Genomic DNA, 21,899 nt, shown 5'->3' with positions numbered 1-21,899 from the left:
ATTACTGTATGAAGCAATATTTATTTGCGCTCTTGCTTAGCGTTGTTAGTGCAAGCACATGGGCTGATGCACTCGCCGTTAAAGGGAGTTTGTCGAGTTGGTGGGCCAAAGGTGAGGCAGCAGACTTTAGTGCCAGCAAAGAGCAGCAGTGGTCTGCCACGGCGGCCTTTGAGCACCCTATCCCTTTAATTCCAAATGTTAAGCTGCGTTACTTGGATTATGCCGAAGGCGGTAGTCAGGGCATGTCACTGACCACAGTGGATACTATCGCTTACTATGAAGTGCTAGATAATTTCGCCATTGATCTAGACTTGGGCCTTGCTGCTACGCGCTTCCAGAACGGCAAGCTGGGTGGTGGACGCAGTTTTGATGGTTGGATACCTCAGCTTTATGGCGCGCTGCGAGTACCTTTGCCGCTGACAGGTTTTGGTGTTTATGGCGAAGCTACTGCGACTTCTTTTGACGATAGCGAAGCTTACGATATAGAGGCCGGAGTAGATTACCTGATTGACATGCCGGTGCTGGATATTTCCTTGCGTTTAGCCTATCGACAGATAGAGAACGACTTCGATGACTTTGACAAGTTCAGCGGCAAGTTAGAATTCAGTGGTTGGAGTCTGGGTGTACTGATCGACTTGTAAGGGCCGCTGTTAACCAAAATCGATGGGCTCATCCATTGGTGGTGAGCCACGTCGCTTGCGCATCCAATTAACCGCAGGTAACACACCTGGGCTGGTGACTAGTTTGCGCTCTAGGTGGTACTTGCCGGGAAAATCCATCAAAAAGAAACCGGCGAGTAAAGTCAGTAGGCCTTGCCCAGGTGTGACCAGCATGATCAGCCCGAGTATGGCGAGCAGGGCTCCTAAGAGGTTCTTGCCAATGATAATAAGGACATTGAGCCAGGGGTGGCGCTTAGAGTGGCGCAAGCTGCGCCGCAGCGGTTGGTTAAAGTAATCTGTCGGTAGGCGCGCTAAAACCCAGGGCAAAGCAATAAGAGTGGCAATCAGGGCCAGCACAGAAAAAGCGCTGGTGGCCAAGAGTAGCCACTCCCAGTTAGCTTCGAGTAACGCCACCATGATGACGTCTAGCTATAAACAGTGGAAAGCTGTTTATTTGGCGATGAACAGCTGGCTGCGTTCTAGGTATTCGCCACCGCGCTCAATAACTTCTTCGCGATTAAAGCGTTCCGAGGCCACGTGGACAGCCTCTAATGCTTCTTCGGTTGCTTCCAGCTCTTCCTCAATACGCTCTAGCGCATTCTCCAGCGTGTAAGACAGCTGGTGGATCTGGCCCATGTCAGCATCACTTAGCTCTTCTTGAGCGAGTAGCTTGGCAAGGCGAGCATTGTATTCCTCGAGGTTGGTCAGCGCTTCGCTCAGACTTTCAGCTGGCACTCCACGAAAGTGGTCTATGCGTTTGTCGTCATCAGCGCTAGCAACGATGGCAAATAATAGTGAAGAGAGAACAAAACAGACTACACGATATGTCATTGGGGTCGCTCCTAAAGTGAAATGCGAAAAACTATCGCAGGGCAAGCAAGACTAATCGACCCCTGCTTGCTAAGCAAGGCGATGAACTCTAAGCAGCGCTTTAGCGCTGCCTAGGGAAGAGGGGAGAGCTTAAGTTGCTGTTCACTGAGCAGCGAGCATGCCCCAGTCGCTGGCTGGGTTAACCGCCAACCGAACATTGTCGATTAGGCGCGTATTGCCTAAGCGTGCCGCCGCTAGAATAGCTATTTCTTCAGTCTCTTCACTGACTGCTCGCAGAGTGCGCGCGTCGCGTATGGTGAAGTAGTCAGGCTCCAAACCGGCTTGCAGTAGCTGCATGCGAGCGTGGGACTCCAGTTGCAAAAAGTTGTCAAAACCACAGGCTATGGCTTCGCGACAGGTGGTCAGAGTTTGATGAATGATAGGCGCAATACGGCGCTGCTCAGGTGACAAATAGCCGTTGCGTGAACTCTTGGCTAGACCATCCTCATCGCGCGCTGTGGCTACGCCAACTATTTGTACGGGCATGCACAAGTCGCTGACCATTTTGCGAACAATGGATAGTTGCTGGAAGTCTTTTTCGCCGAATACGGCTAAGTCGGGCTGCACTATGTTGAACAGCTTATTGACCACCGTGGTCACACCGTTAAAGTGTCCCGGACGGCTGCTGCCACAAAGGGTTTCAGAAATATCTGGCACTTGTACTTGTGTGTGAGTGTGCATCCCTTCGGGATAGATGTCCTCGACACCGGGCGTAAATAGGACTTGTACGCCTTCACTAAACAGCTTCTCTTTATCGGCTGCTAAGGTGCGAGGATAGGCGTCGAGGTCTTCGTTAGCACCAAACTGCAGTGGATTAACAAAAATGCTGACCACCACCACATCACAGCGTTTGCGCGCGCAGCGCACCAGCTGAAGGTGTCCTTCATGCAAGTTGCCCATAGTGGGCACAAAAGCAATGGACTGACCCTTACTACGCAGGTCGTTAAGGGCTGCACGCAGTGTCGCGTTAGTAGTATAAGTTCGCATATCTTCCATTTCCTATGTGGTGGAATGGGTGACGCTAAACCGATCGTCGAGTTGAATGGTTTGGCCCTACCAATAGAGTGTAGGCCAAGGGGGAGGCAGTATGCCTTATGAAAATCTAGTGGGCAACGGGTTTAAGCAAAAAAATCACCCTTGATGTTACCAAAAGAAGCACTAGGTAGCACTTGGGTGTGAGTGCTTACTATCTTTGCAGCCCTGCCCATCCGTAGCTTTCGGCTTCGGCTGGGCTGTTTTAGGCGTAACTGTGCTCCTCGCGAGGGTAATCCCCAGATTTTACTGCGGCTACGAATGCGCGCAGAGCATCTTGAATGCTAGCTTGATTTTCCATGAAGTTTTTGACGAAGCGGGGCGTGTGCTCAGAAAGCCCCAGCAAGTCGTGCATAACCAAGACCTGAGCATCAGTGCCCGGCCCGGCGCCGATACCAATCACCGGGATGTCCAGTTTCTCACTGATATCCGTAGCGAGGTGTGTGGGCACGCATTCCAAAACAAGTAAGCTGGCGCCCGCGTCTTGAATCTCTACCGCGTCCGCTAAAATGGATTTAGCACTCTTGGGCGTGCGGCCCTGAACTCGGTAGCCGCCAAATACGTTAACTGATTGCGGGGTCAGGCCAAGGTGCGCGCAGACAGGGATACCGCGTTCCACTAGCATGCTGATTGAGTCACTCAGCCAAACACCACCTTCTACCTTGACCATTTGTGCGCCAGCCTGCATCAGCTGTGCAGCGTTACTCATGGTGTCTTCGGGGGTACCGTAGCTCATGAATGGCATGTCGGCGATAATGAGGGAGTCGGGTTGTGCTCTGGCCACACACTCGGTGTGGTAAGCCATATGCTCAATTTTAACCGGGATTGTACTGCCCTGGCCCTGAATCACATTACCCAGGGAGTCGCCTACGAGTATGGTTTCTGCCCCTGCTTCACTGACTAGGCGTGCAAAGGTCGCATCGTAGGCGGTGATGCAGACAAACTTCTCCCCTGCGGCTTTCATCTTATCCAGGGTGCTGACGGTGATCTTGCCCATGGCGGAACTATCCAAAAAAAGTGGGGTTGAAGTAATGGCGGCCACTGCGGATATCGAGCAGGTAGTCAACCAAATGTGAATAATCTCTGTCGCTATTAGCCAGATCAATTTCACTGGCATTAACGATCAGTAATGGGGCGCCATCGTAATATAGAAAAAACTCACTGTACACTTCGTTCAGGCGCTCAAGATAATCGCGGCTGATTCCTTGCTCAAAACTAACGCCGCGCTGCTCGATGCGCTCTAGTAAAACATCGGTCGAAGCCTGTAAGTATATGACTAGATCGGGCTTGGGTGCGTCGATGGTCATCTGCTGGTAAACCCGCTCGTAGAGCTGGAATTCATCTGGCTCGAGATTGATGCGAGCGAACAGGGGGTCTTTATCGATAAGAAAGTCGGCCACCCGTACTGGCGCAAAAATATCAGCCTGACGCAGGTCTTGAATTTTCTCGCTGCGATGAAACAAGAAAAATAATTGCGTCGCTAGGGCCGATTGCTTCGGGCTGCGGTAGAACTTCTCAAGGAAGGGGTTCTGTTCAGCATTTTCCAACAAGGTCGGATAGCCGAAACTGGCTGCTAGACGTTTGGCCAGAGTTGTTTTGCCGACTCCAATCGGGCCTTCAACCGCGATAAAAGGGGGCGGAGTCCGTCCTTTTAGGTCGACACCAATGCTTTGCTTATCACCGCTCAAGCTGCACTCCTTGACTAGGGGGTATATTGAGGCGAATGGATGTTCGTTCGAGGCGGCCACCATGGCAGTTCTGTAATAGTTTGCCTAGTGTGTCACCGCAGGGCAGTGCAAAGTCTTGATTGCAGATGTCTGCCAGTGGCCTCAGTACAAAGTTGCGCTCACTCATCGCTGGGTGGGGGACGGTCAAGCGCGGCTCATTAATGATCTGCTTGCCGTACAGTAAAATGTCTAAATCGAGGGTGCGTGGCCCCCAGCGCTGCTCGCGTACTCTGCCCTGGGCATTTTCAATGCTCTGTAGCGCGTCAAGTAAGTCCATGGGCGGTAAGTCAGTGCCCAGGGCTAGCACCGCATTGAGATAGTCCGCTTGTTGGCCTGGGCCAACGGGGGCGCTGCGGTATACGGCTGAGCTAGCAGCCACTTGTGAGCGCGCAATGCTAGCGATACTAGAGACGGCTTGCTGCAACTGAGCTTCGGGATTCTCTAAGTTGCTACCCAAACTGATGTAACAGCTGATCATGCTTTGGTATTGGGACGGCGCTTACGGCGGCGACGAGGGCGGGGTTCTCTCTCGTGCTTGATCGCTAACAAAGCTTGGTTTTCAGGTCGAGTTTGAAACTCTGTCCACCAAGCGCCATGACCATCGGCTACTTCACCGGCCTCTTCGCGCAGCAGTAAAAAGTCATAGGCCGCTCGGAAGCGACGGTGCTGTATGAGTTCTGTGGCTTTGCGGCCGCGGCGCTCTAAGCGCAGTTGGAACTCCCAAATATCACGCATAGGCATGCTGAAGCGTTTGGGGATCGACAGAGTCTGTACAGCTTGGCTGATGATGATTTGTGAGGCGCTGTGCATGGCTACCATGGGCGCATCACCGCGCTGTTGTAATGCCCGGGAGAGATCTAGCACGGCGGGCCACAGCAGGGCGGCAAGCTGGAAAGCCGGCGTAATTGGCTTGTCTTCGCGAATGCGCTGATCTGTATTGCGCATGGCGGCAGTGACTAAAGCTTGTGCGCTGCTACCGGGAGTCAGATGAGGCACGCTGTCGGGGAATAGGTAGACCAGCAGCTGGTACTCCTGCAGCAGCTCTAAGGTGCGCTGAGCATAGCCACTTAGGAAGAGTTTCAGGAACTCATCAAACAAGCGGGCAGCTGGAATCTCTGACAGAAGCGCGGCACACAGTGGCATAGCGGCAGCAGTTTTAGCTTCAATATCGAAATCTAGCTTGGCGGCGAAACGAAGCACTCGCAACATGCGCACCGGATCTTCCCGAAAGCGTGTTTCGGGGTCGCCGATAATGCAGATGGCGCGGCGCTCAAGGTCCTGCAACCCGTCAACGTGGTCAATGACCTCAAAGCTCTTGGAATCGTAGTACAGGGCGTTAACGGTCAGGTCCCTGCGCACGGCATCTTCTTCTAGCGTGCCAAAGACGTTATCTCGCAATAGCAAGCCGCTGGTGGATTGCCGAGAGCGGCTGGAGCGTTTGCTGGTTACTTTGTCATCGCTGTCGTGGTGACCGCGAAAGGTGGTGACTTCGATAATCTCGCGGCCGAATTGTACGTGCACAATACGAAAGCGACGGCCGATTATGCGCGAGTTACGGAACAGGGCATGTACCTGTTCTGGTGTGGCGTCGGTGGCGACATCGAAATCTTTAGGGTGGCCGCCAAGCAGTAAGTCGCGAACGGCGCCGCCAACAAGATAGGCCTGATAGTCTGCGCTGCGCAGACGCGACATGACCTTTAACGCATTATCACTGATGTTTTGTCGGGATATGCAATGCTGATCCCTCGGGATGACCTTCAAGAGCTCTGCCTTGTTGCCGAAATTAACTGAGCGAAGTCTAACACAGTGTCATCGATTCGTGTGCGAGCATAATCACTGTTAGTAGGGGAGGGACAACGAAATAGATGGAGGAAACTTATGCTTCCCCCATCCAGGTCCGAGTAAATTTATTGTTATTGAAGCCGGTATTATTTTTATGGGCAGGCGATAGAACTATTGCTCTAATGAGCTGCCTAATTATTTGAGTGGCAACATTGTGGCCTCTCAAATCCGGCGGGTAGATCCTCGCAGCTTTCGGTGGCAAGTGCCAAAGATGCGCGTGGTACGCCCGATAAAGTGGAAATTGAAGGGGAAGGTTTCTTCCCCAACCAGGTCCATAGTTACTTATATTATTTTTATTGTGGCAGATTCTTATAATTATTGTTGTAGCCGACAATAATATTGCATTTGCTGTGCCAACTTTTGGTAATCCCTTTAAAATCAATAGCTTACCTTTATTTGTTGTTTTGCTATGAAGTTTAAAGGTGATCATTTGTTACTTTTTGACTCTCGGGTTTGTTACATCCCGAAGGTCCGGTAACGCTAACTCGTGGCTTTTTTGCGTTGGCGGGAACTTTTGCTGCTGCTCTTTTTGCGTGGAATTTCAAATCGCTGTCGACGCTCCCACAAGCACTTGCGACTGATGCCCAGCTTTTGTGCTAGCTCTGTTTCGCTCATGGAGTCTTGGTGCTCTAATACGAAACGCTGGAAGTAATCTTCAAGGGAGAGATCTTCCGCCGGGTCAGAGCTGATGCTTCTCGGCTGCTGCTGCGCTGCCTGACTGCTTTGCTTACTTTTACCACCACGGATGCGATTAACATTGACCAGTTCTAGGTCAATACCCAGGACTTCATTATCAATCTCTTCACCATCTGACAAAATCACTGCCCGCTCAATAGCGTGCTCCAGTTCCCGCACGTTACCCGGCCACTGGTAAGTAGTTATTGCCTGAATAGCTCGTGGTGACAGGGTCATACTGTCTTTACCAAGGCGTTCCAGCTGCACCTGTAAAAGGTGTTCAGCGAGGTGCAGGATGTCTTTGCCGCGCTCACGCAAGGGTGGCAAGTGGAGCCTGAGAACGTTGATACGGTAGTACAGGTCTTGGCGAAACTCGCCTTCGGCAGCCAAGTTCTGCAGGTTGCGGTGTGTGGCGCAGATTAAGCGCACATTGACCTTGCGTGAAGTCACTGAGCCAATGCGACGAATCTCTCCCTCTTGGATGAAGCGCAGTAAGCGCGCTTGCGCTTCCATAGGTAGCTCGCCAATTTCATCTAGGAACAGAGTGCCGCCATCGGCCGCTTCTATCAGCCCGGTGCGACTAGCGTTGGCGCCGGTGAAAGCGCCCTTTTCATAGCCGAATAATTCCGACTCAATCAGAGTGTCTGGAATGGCCGCACAGTTGACAGAAATCAGAGCTTTGCCGGCTCTCTTGCTGTGCTGGTGCACGCTGCGGGCGACCAGCTCTTTACCCGTTCCGGTTTCGCCTAGCACCAAAACTGTAGAGTCGGTGGGGGCGATTTTCTTGATATCCTTGAACAGGGCCTGCATGGCGGGACTGTTACCCACGATGCCCGTGGCGCGGTCATCGGCAGAGCCGCCGCCATCTTGCGCGCTGCTTTGCGGGTAACTGTTTTGGGCGGTGGGATGATTAGCAATAATTCTCTGTACTGCATTGAGCATATCGCTGTGGTCGAAGGGTTTGGCAATGTAGTCCACAGCCCCCATGCGCATTGAGTCGACCGCCGAGCGCAAACTGGCGTAGCTGGTCATAATTAAGACCGGCACCTCGCCAGCCTTTTTAATCAAGTCGGTGCCAGGTGCGCCGGGTAGGCGTAAGTCACTGATAATGAGGTCGAAGCTGAGCAGGTTGTGTCGGGTCTCTGCTTCCTGCACTGATGCTGCTTCTGAAACGCTGTAATCATTGCGCTCCAAAAGTCGCCGCAATGCGGTGCGGATGACCGATTCATCTTCGACAACCAGAATCTGCTTCATAAGTGTTACCTTGTGTACGTTAGTGACATAACATACCCCGCCGCCCCATAGTTTTCCAGTCTGGGCATTTGCAGTGTCACTACTGGTTACACTTTTAGCTGATATTCTTCGCCGTAAGTCGCTAGCGGCAACTGTAAAATAAAGCGCGTACCGCCTTGTGGCCCCTCATAAATCGGGCTTTGCAATTGAATCTGGCCCTGCATGTCCTCCATGATGCTGTACACCAGTGCTAAGCCTAGACCGGTGCCCTCACCAGGCTCCTTGGTGGTGTAGAAGGGTTCAAACACTTGCCCTTGAATCTCGACCGGAATGCCGCAGCCATTATCCTCAACCGAGATTAGCGCTTTGCCTTTATCGCAGTGCGCAGAGGTTCTAATCAAACCCTCGTCCATGCACGCATCTCGCGCATTACCAAGTAAATTGATAAAGACTTGCAGTAATTTCTGGCTGTCGGCCAATACGACAAGCTCGCGGTCACAGTCATTACAGTAGGTAACGGGTTGGGCTTTGTGATCCAGTTGCAGCAGGTGTATGGCCTCGTCAATACAGTTAGCTAAATTGCAGGGCTCTAATCGAGTGTCACCCATGCTGGAGCCAACGTGGGAAAAGTTCACCAAGGATTCCACAATGCGGCTGACCCGCTGGGTTTGTTTGAGGATATCTCTGGCGGTCTCTCGAACTTCATCCGCTTCGAGGCTGTAATCTAAGTTTTGGGCGAGGCAGGCAATACCGGTAATAGGGTTGCCTATTTCGTGTGCCACACCAGCTGCCAAGCGACCGATAGAGGCGAGGCGCTCACTGTGCAGGAGCTCGGCTTCCAGACGTTCGAGATCGGAAATGTCCTCAACAAGCATTAAGCGGTCGCCGCTGTTATGGTTCTCGGTAGAGGCTTTTTGCAGGCTAATCCAGCGTGAGTTGCCATTGGCTAACACCACTTCGCGTTTGAGAAGTAGGTCGTTGTCATCGGCTAAAAACTCGCTGAATACAGCCTGCCAGGGTGCAGGCATGGCGTCTTGTAGTGAGCCAAGCACCAGCCGTGCAGGGATGCCCGTGATCATCTCCATGCTGCGATTCCACAGCAAGATCTCGCCGTCGGCTGCGGTTGAAAAAACGCCAATGGGAAGGTTGTCTAAGGTTTGGCGATAGTGCCGGCGAAGGTTGTCGAGCTCTGCGGCTAGTCCAGTGAAGCGCCCCTCAGCTTGGTCGAGTTGGCGCTCGATTAAGTACAAATCTTCGGTACTGCCGTGGAGGTCTGGCTGGAATGGGATGCAGCGATCGAGAACGGTTTGCGCCACGGAGGGGCCCATCAAGCCTGATAGGTTAGCTTCTATACGGCTGCGCAAGCGGCGCAGGGCATAGGGGCGAGCTTCGTCTTCGTCAAATTGAAGCTCCATCAAAGCCCGTCGTACTTCAGCCCTCGCGGTGCGCTCGCCAAGTGTGGAGGCTAAAGCGTCGATAAACTCGACAGCACTTTGCAGAGAAAGGCTGCGCCGAGTTGGTCGGTTGAGGTCATCCATTGAGCAGATCTCTGCAGCTACTCGCTCCTCTTCGCTGGCCCCGGTGAGCAGTGATACCGCTATAAATATTAGGGTGTTGGCGCCCAGAGCTAGCACGCAAGTTACAGCCCAAACCTCCTCAGAATTACCGAACCAGTTTTGCGCCAGCACCGACATAAGCTGCCAAGGTTGAGCACCTAGACCGGGTAGTAAGAGAGCAAAAAACCAAATGCCCAAGCCCGCTGCGAGGCCGCATAGCAAGCCTCTGCGGTTGCCGCCGTTCCAGTAGGGGGTGGCAAGAATTCCCGGTAAAAATTGCAGGGTTCCGACAAAAGCAATTAGGCCAAGTTGGGCGAGGTTTTGCCGGCCGTTTACAGCGAGGAAGCAGCCATAACCAGCGAGTATCAGTAGGGTTATGAGGCTGCGACGGAGCCACTTAAGGTGTGAATAGAGGCTGTTTTCGCGGCCGATCTGAAAAAAGCTGCGCGGTAAAATAAGGTGATTCAGGATCATGTTAGCCAGCGCCAAAGTGGTCACAATAATGGTCGCGCTGGCGGCGGACAATCCAGCGACAAAGGCAGTTGCGCTAATGGCTTGTGACTTAAGGCCCAAGCCCAGAGCTAAGCCGCTGAACTCCCGGGGGATATCGTGAGTCAGTGAGTTGCTGGCCCAGCTTATCGGCAGAATAGGTAGGCTGATCACTAAGAGGAACAGTGGCAGCCCCCAGCTGGCGGCGCGTAAATCTAAGCTTTCTTTATTTTCTGCGAAAGCCATATGAAAAATATGGGGCATACAAACCGCCCCAGAAAAGAACAGCAGTAACATGAGGCGGGTGGTGTTGCCGTGCAGCGGTTGTTGCAGAGTTTCGGTCACAGTGGGGTTATTGGCTAGCCAGCTCTGCATGGCATCAAAACTGCCAAAAACCTGGTAGATCGCAGCGAACATAAGACCCAGCATGGCGAACATTTTAACCAGTGATTCAAAAGCGATGGCGGTGACTAGCCCAGTGTTGCGTTTTTGTGAGGCAATGTTGCGTGTGCCAAACAAAATGGCAAAGACTATGATAATGATGCAGAACATCAGGGCTAAGCCATCTTGGCGGTCGGCTGATGGCCCTAGGTTGTCGCTGGCACCGGCGAGAATATGAATGCTGTCCGCTACAGCTTGTATTTGCAGTGCCAGTAGGGGCAGTAGGGTGATGCACATGGCGATGCTAATTGCGGCACCGACCCATTGGCTGCGAAATCGAAAAGTGAGTACGTCAGCCAGCGAAGATAGCTGATAAACCCTGCACAGGCGCAACAGCGGTAGCAACAGCATGGTGGCCATTAAGAACATCAATACTGCGCCTAAATAGTACATCAGAAAACCGTAGCCATAGCGCCAGGCCAGTTCAAAAATAGCGTTGCTGGCCATGGCGCCGGCGAATACGCCCAGTGACAGAACATAGGTAGCAGGGTGGTGAGTTATACGCCGCGGCAGTAGCTCTCGGTCGGCCAGATGGGCAACCAAAAACAAAATACTCAGATAGGCCACAATAGCTGTGACAATTTGGGCTAGGCTAAAGCTCATCGGGATACCTCGAGCGCTGGTTCCACCAGCCCGCGATAACTAGGGCGAGCCATAGTAAGTAGGGTCGGTACCACAGGGTCTCGTTTTCCCACAGCCACTGTTCTATAGAGGGCAAGAAGATGAGAGCGAGCCCGAAGAGCATCATAAGTGCCCGGTTGACATACATCGCGCGGATTCCTGTTCGGGGCGTGGCCGATGATACTACTGAAGCGCTGAAGGCTGGTAAAGCGCCCTTATAGGCTCAGGTCTGATTGCATTTGTGAGGGAAGAGCTGGAACCGATTGCCACTGCCAGTGCTCACAGGCATAGCTTAAGAGGCTAGCGCAGTCGTTTAGCTCGGTAGGGGGTGGCGGTTGATTGAGGTAGGCTAGAGCCAAGCGTAAGTTTTGCGGCGCTTTGCGATCATCTAGGGCTGGAGCATGATTTTGTTTGCTGAGCTTTTGCCCTTGTTGGTTGGTGAGCACGGGTAAGTGGTCGTAGGCGGGACTGTCCAGCTTGAGTAAGTGTTGGAGCCATAGTTGCCGCGGGGTCGAGTCCAACAGGTCACTGCCGCGAACGACATGGCTAATGCCTTGTGCTGCATCGTCTACCACCACCGCTAGCTGGTAGGCAAAGAGCTGGTCTTTGCGCTGTACGACAAAATCACGCAAGGTTTCACCAGCGGGCCAGGATTGTGGACCCTGCCAGCGGTCTTGCCAGTTGGCGACATAGTCACTAGCAAGAGGCACGCGCCATGCAAATATTTTATCTTGCTCGCCAGGGTAGCTGCTATGGCAGCTGCCACTACAGTTGCCATAGCGATCTGTTTGCTGGCGGCTACAGTAGCAGGCAAATAGCTGATCTTGTGCGGCCAGCTGCGCCAGGGCTTCTAGGTAGGCTGCGCTACGACGACTCTGCCACATCAGCTCTTCATCCCAGTGCAGGCCGTGTTTTTCGAGGCTTCTAAGAATCGCCGACGCAGCACCGGGTTGCTCTCTGGGCGGATCAATATCTTCTATACGCAGTAGCCAGCTGCCCCGGTTGGCGCGGGCATCGAGATAACTTGCCACTGCGGCAATGAGGGAACCTAAATGCAGAGGGCCGGTGGGGGAAGGAGCAAAGCGGCCGCGGTAGTTGTGCTTGGGAGCGGGAGCGAGCATAGCAGGGCTTGTTGGGTTGCCGGCTACCCGTTGTTTGCGGGCACCGGCGACAAGCTAGGGACTTAACCTAGTACCTGCTTTTCCTTGATTTCATCCAAGGTCTTGCAGTCGATGCACAGAGTGGCGGTGGGGCGCGCTTCTAGACGCTTGATCCCAATCTCGACACCGCAGGCGTCGCAGAACCCGTAGTCATCTTGGTTGAGCCGTTCAATAGTGCTGTCGATCTTTTTGATCAACTTGCGCTCGCGGTCGCGAGTGCGCAGCTCTAAGCTGAACTCTTCTTCCTGAGTGGCTCGGTCTGCTGGATCAGGGAAGTTAGCCGCCTCATCTTTCATGTGAGTGACGGTGCGGTCCACCTCCTGCATCAAGTCAGACTTCCAGTTGAGCAAAATCCCGCGGAAATGCTCGCGTTGCTTTTCATTCATGTACTCCTCGCCGCGCTTGGGTTTGTACGGCTCAAAGCTCTTGAATTCAGTGTTGGCACTCTGCTTTTTGGCAGTTGCCTTAGTGGTCGTTTGTTGCTCTGTTTTTGGCATGGTCAATTTCCCATACTACACGATGAGTCAGGCACACGAATGCATGCGCCAGGTTGAGAAGCCCTGGGCCGCTCGTCCCAAGCGCGGAGAAACTACCAGATAAGCCCCCCCTGTGCCAGTACTATTTTGTCCAGCGGTGCCGCCTTGCCGTTTGCCGCGTGGGCACTGTTAGAATAGGCCTCACAAATTTGCGGGAAAAACCCTGATGTATAAGCAATTTAGCAGTCTTATCAGTAGCCGGCCAGTGGTGGCACTAGGGGCGCTGAACTGATGGAGTTTGGAGAGTTAATTCAGGGGCGCCTTTTGCGTCGTTATAAGCGCTTTTTGGCCGATGTGGAGTTGCCAGATGGCGAGGTCATAACCGTTCACTGTCCCAATACGGGCGCCATGACCGGCTGTATGCCAGAAGGTGCGGCGGTGTGGTTATCCACTAGTAGGGTGAAAACACGTAAGTACCCACAGACCTGGGAGTTAGTTGATACGCCCCAGGGGCTGGCCTGTATTCACTCGGCCCTAGCCAATAAGGTGGTCCAAGAGGGCATAGAAGCAGGTCGATTAGAGGGCTTTGAGGGCTACCCTTTGTTGCGCAGAGAGGTTAAATACGGGACTAACAGTCGCGCAGACTTTTTGTTAGAGGGGGAAGCGGGGCGCGTCTTTATTGAAGTGAAGTGTGTCACTCTCTGTCGCGAAGGCGCTTGGGGAGCCTTTCCCGATGCCGTGAGTGAACGAGGTCGCAAGCATATTCGGGAGTTGCAAGCGGTGCGCGATGAGCACACGCGATCACTGTTGCTGTTTTGCGTATTTCACAGCGGCGTGCAGCGGGTTTGTGTAGCCGGTGATATTGACCCGGCTTATCGCGATACTTTGGCCCAGGCGATGGATGCCGGCTTAGAAGTACAGGCTTATGGCAGCGATGTTTCTACCGCTGGGCTTCGTTTAGCTGGCCCTTTGCCTTTTAGTCTCGATCCTGACTGAGCGGGATTCTAATCGAGGTAGATATCGCCATTGCTGAGAGTGAATGCTAGGGCCCGTAAAGATTCACCTTGGCAGGGGCCGCTTACACACTCCCCAGTGTGGCTGAGAAATTCGGCGCCGTGTTGCTGGCAGATGATGAGCATAGCGTTAGCAGCTAGCACTGAGCCGCCCATTGGGTCGAGAATGTCATTGGCATGGGGGCAGTTGTTTTCATAGAGATACAGCTCTCCGTTAGATTTCACGGCCAGTAGCCTGAGGCCGTCGACCTCGATGTTGGCGCTGCTGTTATCTTCAAAATCGTTGATGTTTCCAATGCGGCTCATGGGCTCTCGTGTTTGTCGCTGTAGCTTTGCTGCGCTATTGTCCCGTTTCATGTTGGATAATCAAGCAGGTTAATGCGTGCCACAACTGACCCCAGCCCAGCTTACTGGCATCGATGAGTCTCATCTGGTGGACTTGCCCGGTGGCCACCGTTTGCACCCGCAGACTGCAACTGCGCTGCAAGTATTGCAAGAGGATGCCCGTGGTGCGGGCTTTGAACTGCAAATTGCCAGTAGTTATCGCAGTTTCGAGCGGCAGCTTGCTATCTGGAATGGCAAGGCTTCGGGGCAGCGCCCAGTACACGATGATGCCGGTGAGCCACTACAGATGGCCGCTTTGTCAGCCCAGGAAAAAATTCATGCCATTATGAGGTTTTCGGCTCTGCCAGGGACTTCTCGTCATCACTGGGGGACGGATCTTGATATCTACGATGCGGCAGCAGTGGTGGCTGATTATGCGGTGCAATTGACGCCCCAAGAAGTGGCCCCCGGCGGGCCCTTTGATGAGCTACATAAGTGGTTAGATAGGCGTATGGCAGAGGGGCGCTCACAGGGTTTTTTCAGACCCTATGGTCGCGATCGCGGCGGTGTGGCGCCGGAGCGTTGGCATATAAGTTATGCGCCCCTGTCTTTGCCTTGTGGTGGTATTGTCGATGAGCGTTGTTTGCGACAGTGCTGGCAGCAGCAAGCTTGTCAGCTGGAGTTGCAGAGCGATATAGAGCGCAACTTGGGGCGCTTGTTGGAGCGCTATGTCGAGGTGGGAAGCGAGTGGTGTGAGCAAACTTAACAGGCTTCTCTGCTCAGAAGAAATCCTGCTGTAGCTGATATCTGGGCCGGCAGAGTCGCCGGCCCATCACGGTGGTGCTACTTACTTGTTGGCTTTTTCGAAAGCGGCCACGGCAGTAACGATCGCTTCGCGAGCGGCTTCAGCCTTGCCCCAGCCTTCTACTTTAACCCACTTGCCTTCTTCCAAGTCTTTGTAGTGCTCGAAGAAGTGGGTGATTTGTTGAATCAGCAGTGGTGGCAGATCAGTCGCTTCTTTGACGTCTTTATACAGTGGCGTCAGTTTGTCGGTGGGCACGGCAATCAGTTTAGCGTCTTCGCCAGCTTCGTCGCTCATGTGCAAAATGCCTACAGGACGGCAGGGGATGGTGCAGCCGCTGACAATATTGTGCGGGGTGTGTACCAGCACATCGAGTGCATCGCCGTCGTCAGCCAGAGTGTTGGGAATGTAGCCGTAGTTACAGGGGTAGAACATGGCGGCGGACATAAAACGGTCCACCATCAGGTTGCCACTGACATCGTCCACTTCATACTTGACCGGGTCGGAGTTGGCGGGAATTTCAATAACAACGTTGATTTCGTCGGGTATGTTTTTCCCGGCTGGTACAGATTTCAGGGTCATCAGTTTACCTATTGCGATAATGGTTAAAGAGTCGGGCGCGTAGTATAGCAGCGCTGCCTTAAACCTTGAATCCAGTGGCTAATTTTTTGGCTACAGGCTCCAGCTTAAGACGTGTATAAATGGGCATGCCGTTACGGTACTCGGGGTAGGCTTCACCGTAAATCAGTGGTGCGAGGTACTCCCGGCCGGCTTCGGTGATGCCAAAGCCATCGTCCGTGATGTAGTCACGTGGCATCATTTTTTCTTGGTTGGCGATTTCTTCTAGTGGAGCTTCACTGATTGACCAGCTGTATTCCTTGCCTTCGCCGCGAATGATGGCTGGCATCACGGAGTTTTTGCCCGCTATGGCGTATTCGACAGCAGCTTTGCCGACTGCGTAGGCTTGGTCTAGGTCAGTTTGTGAGGCGATGTGGCGCGCAGAGCGCTGTAAGTAGTCTGCCACCGCCCAGTGATATTTGTATCCCAGCTCAGACCTCACCATACCCGCCAGTGCCGGGGCCAAGCCGCCGAGTTGCTGGTGACCAAAGGCGTCTACCACACTGGATTCGGTGAGGAAGGTGCCGTCTTTATATTGGGTACCTTCTGAGGCCACAATGACACAATAGCCGCGCTCTTGAACGGTGCGCTGCACCCTGGCAAGAAATTTCTCGCGCTCAAAGGCTATTTCAGGGAACAGAATGATGTGCGGGGCATCGCCTTCTTGTTCTGCTGCCAAGCCTGAAGCTGCGGCAATCCAGCCGGCGTGTCGGCCCATCACCTCAAGAATGAATACCTTGGTGGAGGTTTCACACATGGAAGCGATATCCATTGCTGCTTCGCGGGTCGAAATCGCAATGTACTTAGCGACGGAGCCAAAGCCTGGGCTGTTGTCGGTTAAGGGCAGGTCGTTGTCGATTGTTTTGGGGATATGGATGGCTTGAATCGGGTAGTCCATAGACTCGCCCATCTGGGCGATCTTGAGGCAGGTGTCGGCTGAGTCACCGCCGCCGTTATAGAAAAAGTAGCCAATATTGTGTGCTTTAAAAACCTCAATTAGGCGCTCATACTCGGCGCGGTTTTCGGTCAGGCTTTTCAGTTTGTGGCGACAGGAGCCAAAGGCACCAGCGGGAGTGGTTAGCAAGCCGCGAATAGCCGAGGCGCTTTCTTTGCTGGTGTCGATCAAGTCTTCGCGTAGCGCACCGATGATACCGTTGCGACCGGCATAAACAGTGCCGATTTGACTGCTGTATTTGCGAGCGGTTTCAATCACACCGCAAGCTGAAGCATTAATAACAGCAGTGACGCCGCCAGATTGAGCGTAAAAGGCATTTTGTTTGGGCATGAGGAGATCGGTCCGTGATAAATAAGGCCCGGTCGGGACCCGGGAAAATAAAAGCGCGCATCATACGCGAATTGGGCGGTTTTGTGGACGGTAATAGGCACAATTACCGTTAGCTGACGGAGACAGTGTGCCGGCTTGGCTGTGGTGGGCCGCACTGCGTGCTAAACTCGCGGCTGCTTAAATTTAGGAGTCCAGCTTGGGCGTGAAAGGACATATTCATATTTTAGGTATTTGCGGTACCTTCATGGGTGGCATCGCCTTGTTGGCAAAGGAGCTGGGTTATCGGGTCAGTGGCTCTGATGCCAATGTGTACCCGCCGATGAGCACTCAGCTAGAAGCCGCCGGCATTGAGCTGATGGAGGGCTATCTACCTGAACATCTGCAACCTGCGCCGGATCAAGTGGTGGTGGGTAATGCCATGGCGCGTGGCAACCCAGCGGTTGAATACCTGCTAAATCAGGGTTTGGATTATATTTCAGGCCCTCAATGGTTGGCTGAAAACTTGCTGCACGGCAAGTGGGTGCTGGCAGTTGCTGGGACCCACGGCAAAACTACTACCAGTAGTATCTTGGCCTGGGTTTTAGAATATGCGGGTATGTCGCCGGGCTTTCTGATTGGCGGGGTGCCGGCTAATTTTGGTCTATCGGCGCGCAGTGGCGATACCGACTTTTTCGTGGTCGAGGCAGACGAGTACGACACGGCTTTTTTTGATAAGCGCTCGAAGTTTGTGCACTATCGCCCGCGCACCTTGGTGATTAACAATTTAGAGTTCGACCACGCGGATATTTTTCCCGATCTAGCCGCCATTCAACGCCAATTTCATCATTTGGTCCGCACAGTTCCCGGTGACGGCAGGGTGATTCATCCTGCGGCAGTGCCATCTGTGGAGCAGGTCTTGGCCCAGGGCTGTTGGACCCCGACAGTTGATTTTGCTTTGGCCGCCGATAGTCAGTGGCGTGCCGAGTTGCTGCGCGATGACGGTTCAGCATTTTTGCTGCAGCGGCCGGGAGCCGCAGCAGTAAGCATCGAGTGGGCTCACCTTGGGCGCCACAATATTGAAAATGCCTTGGCGGCGATGGCCGCTGCGCAGCATGTTGGCGTCACGCCTGAAATTGCCGCTGAAGCCTTGGCCGAGTTCCGTGGAGTAAAACGGCGCCTAGAGGTATTGGGTAGCCCTCGTGGAGTGACGGTCTATGATGATTTTGCCCACCATCCCACGGCCATCGCCACAACCCTTGAGGGCCTGCGAGCTCACGTGGGAAAAGGACGGGTGATCGCCTTGATTGAACCGCGATCCAACACCATGCGTATGGGGCAACACCGAGAGCAGCTCGCGGCCGCGACGGCGGCGGCGGATCAAGTATATTGGTTTCAGCCTCCGGGTATGGACTGGTCGCTCAGCTCAGTGGTGCAGGCCAGCCCGGTACCGGCCCAGCTAGCAGATGATGTGGATGCGCTAGCCCGCAGTGTAGCGAATGCGGCCCAAACTGGTGATCGTATAGTCATTATGAGTAACGGTAGCTTTGGTGGAATTCACCAGCGACTGTTGCGACAACTGGATAAAGAAGAGAGCTAATGTCTCACTCACTAATGAATCTTTTTGAGCGCGCAGTCCTGAAAAGGCCTGTTCTATCGCTGGTAATAGTGGCCGTGTTGCTGCTCGCTGCTGGCAGTCAGCTGAGTAAAATCAAGCTGGATGCATCGGCTGACTCGCTGATGTTGCAGGGTGATCCGGCGCTGGATTTTTTCCGCGAAGTTAGCAGCGAGTACAGCGCAGAAGACTTTTTGCTGATCACTTGGCAGCCAGAGGCAGCACTACTAAGTGATGCTTCCCTAGACCCGCTCAAGCGCATGGCTGACGAGCTGCGCGAGTTGGATGGTGTGTCATCGGTGCTCACGGTCTGGGATGTCCCCCTGCTGGAAAGTCCGCCGGTAACGCTATCAGAAATCACCTCCAGTGATCCTTTGCCCTCGCTGCGTGACGCGGGGGTGGATCGCGACTTAGCGCTGAAAGAGTTCACTAGCAGCCCGATTTATTCCGAATTGCTGGTCAGTCGCGATGGCAAATTAACTGCGGTGCAAATCAATTTGCAGCGTGACGAACACTACTTTGACTTGTTAGCTCAGCGTGAGGCGCTGCGCTTAGCGCGCAGTCGTGATGGCCTGAGTGCCACTGAAGAAGCCGAGCTGGAACAAGTTGAGATCGCTTTTAAAGCGTACACGGCTGTCATGCTGGAGCGTCAAACCAAGCTGGTTGCCCAGGTGCGAGAGATCTCTGACCGCTATCGTCAGTACGCACAACTGTTCGTTGGCGGCGTGCCAATGATTACAGCGGATATGGTCAGCTTTGTACGCAGTGATTTGGCCTTGTTTGGCTCAGCGATTTTGGGTGTGATGATACTGGTGCTGGCGGTCATTTTCCGCCGCGTGCGCTGGGTGGTCATTCCGCTGTTGACCTGTAGTGCATCGGTCACTGTCATGTTGGGCATATTGGGCCTATTTGACTGGCGTATGACGGTGATTTCTTCCAACTTTGTGGCTGTTTTACTGATTGTCAGCTTGGCCATCGCCATTCACTTAATAGTGCGTTTCCGGGAGTTGCAGGCTAAAGACCCCAGCGGGGAGGTCTACCAGCTGGTACGCGAGACGGTGGCGCAGATGGCTGTGCCCTGTGCCTACACAGGCATTACCACTATTGTTGCCTTTATGTCGCTGGTTGTGTCTGGCATCAAGCCGGTGATTGATTTTGGTTGGATGATGACGGTTGGTGTCATGGTGGCCCTGTTGCTGGCCTTTATTATGGTGCCCTGCATGATTTTAGTGTGGCCGAAAGGTCGACCCATGCGCTATGCCGCCGAAGGCAAGCCCATGACACTGTATTTTGCGGCCGCCGCGGACCGTTATCGCCGCAGCATCATTGTTGGCACCTTAGCTTTGTGTGCGCTAGTGCTAGTCGGTATTTCACAGCTGAAAGTGGAAAACCGCTTTATCGATTACTTCAAGGACACAACTGAAATTTATCAGGGTATGGAGCTGCTGGACTCTCGTCTGGGCGGCACCATTCCACTGGATATTGTGCTGACCGCCCCAGATGAGACTGCGCCCCTGCCCGGCCTTGAGCAGCAGGGTAGCGCTGAAGATGCACCACCGCTTGCTGCAGACGACCCCTTCTTAGAAGAGAGCGAAGAGTTTGCCTTCTCCGCCGATGAATTTGGCGCTGATGATGGTTTTGCTGATGACGATTGGGGTGATGACTTTGCTAGCGATAGCTTTGATTTTGGAGCGCCGGCAGGCGCTAGCTTCAAACCCAGCTACTGGTTTACGCAAGCGGGCATGCAGCATGTCGATGCCGCCCACAGGCTAGTTGACGCCCAAGAGGAGACCGGCAAGGTGCTGTCCTTGTCGACAACTTTCGCGGTAGTCAAAAAGCTGATGGGTGATGATATTGGCAGCGTTGAGCTGGCGTTGGTGCAAAAAAGCCTGCCGGAGGACATCAGTGCTTTGATGGTCGATCCATACTTCTCCGCCGACAAAGAGCAAGCCCGTATCACTGTGCGGGTGATGGAGACTAGCGAGACACTGCGGCGCGACGCATTTTTGAAACATTTGCACAGCGAATTAGTTAAAACCTTAGGCGTGGCGCCAGAGCAGGTGCAATTTACCGGTATGCTGGTGCTGTACAACAACGTATTGCAGAGCTTATTCAAATCCCAAATTCTGACTCTGGGCGCGGTGTTTGTGGCTATCCTGCTGATGTTTATTGTGCTGTTCCGCTCATTCTCTTTGGCCATCTTCGCTTTGGCGCCCAATATTTTGGCTGCCTGCTTAGTGCTTGGCTCCATGGGTTTGCTGGGTATACCGCTGGATATTATGACCATCACCATTGCCGCGATTGTTGTGGGCATGGGGGTGGATGACTGTATTCACTACGTGTATCGCTACAAGCGCGAATTTGCCCTAGATCGCAACTACCGAGAAGCTATGTATCGCAGTCACGGCAGTATTGGCCGCGGTATGTTCTACACCACGGTGACGGTGATCATCGGCTTCGCGATGCTGACTCTGTCAAACTTTAACCCCAGTATTTACTTTGGTTTGCTGACAGTTTTGGCAATGGCTTCAGCGGTCATAGGAGCGCTGTTGCTGTTACCGCTGCTGATTGTGCTGTTTAAGCCGCTCGGTCCGGAGCAGTAAATGCAATGTCGGGCGGCATGTGGTGCCTGCTGTATTGCGCCCTCTATCGCCCGACCCTTTTATGGCATGCCAGAGGGTAAGCCAGCGGGGGTAAGCTGCGTACACTTAAGCGAGGATTATCGCTGTCAATTGTTTGGTGACCCTCGGCGGCCCGCGCTTTGTGAACGCTTTCAAGCAGAACACGAAGTCTGCGGTGACAATCGCAGTGAAGCTCTAGCAAAGCTCTCAGAGCTAGAGGTATTGAGTCTTCCAGACTAAAGCTAATTGATGAGTGCTATGACTGAGATCCCTTTGTTTCCTCTATCAGCTGTGTTGCTGCCCTATGGGCGGATGCCGCTGAAGATTTTCGAACGACGCTATTTGGATTTAGTGCGTGAATGTATGCGCCACAATAGCGGTTTTGGAGTGGCCTGGATTCGTCGCGGCGAAGAAGTGGCGCGACGCGGTGCAGCTAGTCCCGAATTAGGCGACTGGGGTTGCTATGCCCATATCGTTGATTGGGATCAGTTGGATAATGGTCTCTTAGGAATTACCATCGAAGGGCGGCAGCGCTTTACTTTAGAGAGTGCGCAGGTAGAGGCCTCTGGCTTGTGGCGCGGCCAGGTAGACATGCAGCCCTCACCAGCACCGGTGGCTATGCAAGCACAGTGGCAGTCTTTGGCAACTGTGCTGCAAAGCTTAGAAACTCATCCCCATGTGCAGCGTATGAATCTGAATATTGATTACCAGGATATTTGGCAGGTCGCCTATACGCTGGTGCAGTTACTGCCTTTAGATGAAGCGCTAAAGTACGAGCTCTTGGGCATGGAGCAGCTGGAATCGCTGCTGGCTGAGTTAGATCGGCTACTCAATCAGATCAGCGGAGAAGAGTAGCCTAAGACG

The 21,899-nt window shown here is 53.4% G+C and carries 21 protein-coding genes; 7 read left to right on the top strand and 14 right to left on the bottom strand.

Annotation, left to right across the window (positions count from 1 at the left end):
- Positions 1–8 precede the first annotated feature (8 nt).
- Complete coding sequence (locus H2508_RS08245; protein WP_182171728.1) at positions 9–641, top strand: TIGR04219 family outer membrane beta-barrel protein; 633 nt, start codon at positions 9–11, stop codon at positions 639–641.
- A 9-nt stretch (positions 642–650) separates the two neighbouring features.
- On the opposite strand, the gene H2508_RS08240 is transcribed toward H2508_RS08245, so the two are convergent.
- From H2508_RS08240 to dksA, 11 genes are all read right to left on the bottom strand, one after another.
- Positions 651–1,076 carry a hypothetical protein gene (locus H2508_RS08240; RefSeq protein ID WP_182171725.1) on the bottom strand — a complete coding sequence of 142 codons (426 nt, stop codon included), beginning with the start codon at positions 1,074–1,076 and terminating at the stop codon, positions 651–653.
- A gap of 33 nt (positions 1,077–1,109) precedes the next feature.
- Positions 1,110–1,490, bottom strand: coding sequence for a DUF6746 family protein (locus H2508_RS08235; protein ID WP_182171722.1), 381 nt, complete (start codon positions 1,488–1,490; stop codon positions 1,110–1,112).
- Positions 1,491–1,631: 141 nt separating this feature from the next.
- Positions 1,632–2,516 (bottom strand): pantoate--beta-alanine ligase, encoded by an 885-nt coding sequence (panC, locus tag H2508_RS08230; protein WP_182171719.1) that lies wholly within the window; start codon positions 2,514–2,516, stop codon positions 1,632–1,634.
- A 250-nt stretch (positions 2,517–2,766) separates the two neighbouring features.
- Positions 2,767–3,558, bottom strand: a complete 792-nt coding sequence (gene panB, locus H2508_RS08225; RefSeq protein ID WP_182171716.1) for a 3-methyl-2-oxobutanoate hydroxymethyltransferase — start codon at positions 3,556–3,558, stop codon at positions 2,767–2,769.
- A 7-nt stretch (positions 3,559–3,565) separates the two neighbouring features.
- Positions 3,566–4,249 (bottom strand): deoxynucleoside kinase, encoded by a 684-nt coding sequence (locus tag H2508_RS08220; protein WP_235965150.1) that lies wholly within the window; start codon positions 4,247–4,249, stop codon positions 3,566–3,568.
- Entirely contained in the window at positions 4,239–4,766 is a 528-nt protein-coding gene (gene folK / locus H2508_RS08215) for a 2-amino-4-hydroxy-6-hydroxymethyldihydropteridine diphosphokinase (RefSeq protein WP_182171710.1), read from the bottom strand. The genes H2508_RS08220 and folK overlap by 11 nt, the downstream gene beginning before the upstream one ends.
- The gene (gene pcnB, locus H2508_RS08210) at positions 4,763–6,049 is read right to left on the bottom strand and encodes a polynucleotide adenylyltransferase PcnB (protein ID WP_182171707.1); all 1,287 of its coding nucleotides are present in this window, start codon (positions 6,047–6,049) and stop codon (positions 4,763–4,765) included. The genes folK and pcnB overlap by 4 nt, the downstream gene beginning before the upstream one ends.
- A gap of 561 nt (positions 6,050–6,610) precedes the next feature.
- Positions 6,611–8,059: a sigma-54-dependent transcriptional regulator gene (locus H2508_RS08205; RefSeq protein WP_182171704.1), complete on the bottom strand. Its 1,449-nt coding sequence runs from the start codon at positions 8,057–8,059 to the stop codon at positions 6,611–6,613.
- 86 nt (positions 8,060–8,145) lie between these two features.
- A complete protein-coding gene (locus tag H2508_RS08200; RefSeq protein WP_182171701.1) occupies positions 8,146–11,127 on the bottom strand; it encodes an ATP-binding protein in 2,982 nt (993 codons plus the stop codon).
- A gap of 233 nt (positions 11,128–11,360) precedes the next feature.
- Positions 11,361–12,266, bottom strand: coding sequence for a tRNA glutamyl-Q(34) synthetase GluQRS (gluQRS, locus tag H2508_RS08195; RefSeq protein ID WP_182171698.1), 906 nt, complete (start codon positions 12,264–12,266; stop codon positions 11,361–11,363).
- 62 nt (positions 12,267–12,328) lie between these two features.
- Positions 12,329–12,802: an RNA polymerase-binding protein DksA gene (gene dksA / locus H2508_RS08190; protein ID WP_182171695.1), complete on the bottom strand. Its 474-nt coding sequence runs from the start codon at positions 12,800–12,802 to the stop codon at positions 12,329–12,331.
- 270 nt (positions 12,803–13,072) lie between these two features.
- Between dksA and sfsA the strand changes: the two genes are divergently transcribed.
- Positions 13,073–13,777: a DNA/RNA nuclease SfsA gene (gene sfsA, locus H2508_RS08185; protein WP_182171692.1), complete on the top strand. Its 705-nt coding sequence runs from the start codon at positions 13,073–13,075 to the stop codon at positions 13,775–13,777.
- A gap of 8 nt (positions 13,778–13,785) precedes the next feature.
- Here the strand turns inward: sfsA and H2508_RS08180 are convergent, their stop codons facing one another.
- Positions 13,786–14,100, bottom strand: a complete 315-nt coding sequence (locus tag H2508_RS08180) for a Rieske (2Fe-2S) protein (RefSeq protein WP_182171689.1) — start codon at positions 14,098–14,100, stop codon at positions 13,786–13,788.
- Between the two features lie 76 nt (positions 14,101–14,176).
- On the opposite strand from H2508_RS08180, the gene H2508_RS08175 reads away from it, so the two are divergent.
- The gene (locus H2508_RS08175; protein WP_182171686.1) at positions 14,177–14,884 is read left to right on the top strand and encodes a M15 family metallopeptidase; all 708 of its coding nucleotides are present in this window, start codon (positions 14,177–14,179) and stop codon (positions 14,882–14,884) included.
- Between the two features lie 81 nt (positions 14,885–14,965).
- On the opposite strand, the gene ppa is transcribed toward H2508_RS08175, so the two are convergent.
- On the bottom strand, positions 14,966–15,502 hold the full coding sequence (gene ppa / locus H2508_RS08170) for an inorganic diphosphatase (protein ID WP_182171683.1): 537 nt from the start codon (positions 15,500–15,502) through the stop codon (positions 14,966–14,968).
- A 58-nt stretch (positions 15,503–15,560) separates the two neighbouring features.
- Positions 15,561–16,823: a 6-phosphofructokinase gene (locus H2508_RS08165; protein WP_182171680.1), complete on the bottom strand. Its 1,263-nt coding sequence runs from the start codon at positions 16,821–16,823 to the stop codon at positions 15,561–15,563.
- Between the two features lie 202 nt (positions 16,824–17,025).
- On the opposite strand from H2508_RS08165, the gene mpl reads away from it, so the two are divergent.
- The 4 genes from mpl to H2508_RS08145 are packed head-to-tail and all read left to right on the top strand — an operon-like array spanning position 17,026 to position 21,890.
- Positions 17,026–18,399: a UDP-N-acetylmuramate:L-alanyl-gamma-D-glutamyl-meso-diaminopimelate ligase gene (gene mpl, locus H2508_RS08160; protein WP_182171677.1), complete on the top strand. Its 1,374-nt coding sequence runs from the start codon at positions 17,026–17,028 to the stop codon at positions 18,397–18,399.
- Complete coding sequence (locus H2508_RS08155) at positions 18,399–21,017, top strand: efflux RND transporter permease subunit (RefSeq protein WP_182171674.1); 2,619 nt, start codon at positions 18,399–18,401, stop codon at positions 21,015–21,017. Before mpl ends, H2508_RS08155 begins: the two co-directional genes overlap by 1 nt.
- A complete protein-coding gene (locus tag H2508_RS08150; RefSeq protein WP_182171671.1) occupies positions 21,018–21,275 on the top strand; it encodes a YkgJ family cysteine cluster protein in 258 nt (85 codons plus the stop codon).
- Positions 21,276–21,293: 18 nt separating this feature from the next.
- Positions 21,294–21,890, top strand: coding sequence for an LON peptidase substrate-binding domain-containing protein (locus H2508_RS08145; protein WP_182171668.1), 597 nt, complete (start codon positions 21,294–21,296; stop codon positions 21,888–21,890).
- Positions 21,891–21,899: the final 9 nt, after the last annotated feature.

Source organism: Sediminihaliea albiluteola, from assembly GCF_014077625.1.
Lineage (GTDB): Bacteria > Pseudomonadota > Gammaproteobacteria > Pseudomonadales > Halieaceae > Sediminihaliea > Sediminihaliea albiluteola.
Note: the sequence above shows the minus strand (reverse complement) of the source record. Positions and strands in the feature narration are given on the sequence as shown.

Excerpts from the sequence above, each read along its gene's own strand:
- H2508_RS08200 (WP_182171701.1), bottom strand. The coding sequence starts at position 11,127 with ATGAGCTTTAGCCTAGCCCAAATTGTCACAGCTATTGTGGCCTATCTG.
- H2508_RS08165 (WP_182171680.1), bottom strand. The coding sequence starts at position 16,823 with ATGCCCAAACAAAATGCCTTTTACGCTCAATCTGGCGGCGTCACTGCT.
- sfsA (WP_182171692.1), top strand. The coding sequence starts at position 13,073 with ATGGAGTTTGGAGAGTTAATTCAGGGGCGCCTTTTGCGTCGTTATAAG.
- H2508_RS08240 (WP_182171725.1), bottom strand. The coding sequence starts at position 1,076 with ATGGTGGCGTTACTCGAAGCTAACTGGGAGTGGCTACTCTTGGCCACC.
- ppa (WP_182171683.1), bottom strand. The coding sequence starts at position 15,502 with ATGACCCTGAAATCTGTACCAGCCGGGAAAAACATACCCGACGAAATC.
- folK (WP_182171710.1), bottom strand. The coding sequence starts at position 4,766 with ATGATCAGCTGTTACATCAGTTTGGGTAGCAACTTAGAGAATCCCGAA.
- panC (WP_182171719.1), bottom strand. The coding sequence starts at position 2,516 with ATGCGAACTTATACTACTAACGCGACACTGCGTGCAGCCCTTAACGAC.
- gluQRS (WP_182171698.1), bottom strand. The coding sequence starts at position 12,266 with ATGCTCGCTCCCGCTCCCAAGCACAACTACCGCGGCCGCTTTGCTCCT.
- H2508_RS08235 (WP_182171722.1), bottom strand. The coding sequence starts at position 1,490 with ATGACATATCGTGTAGTCTGTTTTGTTCTCTCTTCACTATTATTTGCC.
- H2508_RS08245 (WP_182171728.1), top strand. The coding sequence starts at position 9 with ATGAAGCAATATTTATTTGCGCTCTTGCTTAGCGTTGTTAGTGCAAGC.
- H2508_RS08180 (WP_182171689.1), bottom strand. The coding sequence starts at position 14,100 with ATGAGCCGCATTGGAAACATCAACGATTTTGAAGATAACAGCAGCGCC.
- dksA (WP_182171695.1), bottom strand. The coding sequence starts at position 12,802 with ATGCCAAAAACAGAGCAACAAACGACCACTAAGGCAACTGCCAAAAAG.
- panB (WP_182171716.1), bottom strand. The coding sequence starts at position 3,558 with ATGGGCAAGATCACCGTCAGCACCCTGGATAAGATGAAAGCCGCAGGG.
- H2508_RS08150 (WP_182171671.1), top strand. The coding sequence starts at position 21,018 with ATGCAATGTCGGGCGGCATGTGGTGCCTGCTGTATTGCGCCCTCTATC.
- H2508_RS08155 (WP_182171674.1), top strand. The coding sequence starts at position 18,399 with ATGTCTCACTCACTAATGAATCTTTTTGAGCGCGCAGTCCTGAAAAGG.
- H2508_RS08205 (WP_182171704.1), bottom strand. The coding sequence starts at position 8,059 with ATGAAGCAGATTCTGGTTGTCGAAGATGAATCGGTCATCCGCACCGCA.
- H2508_RS08145 (WP_182171668.1), top strand. The coding sequence starts at position 21,294 with ATGACTGAGATCCCTTTGTTTCCTCTATCAGCTGTGTTGCTGCCCTAT.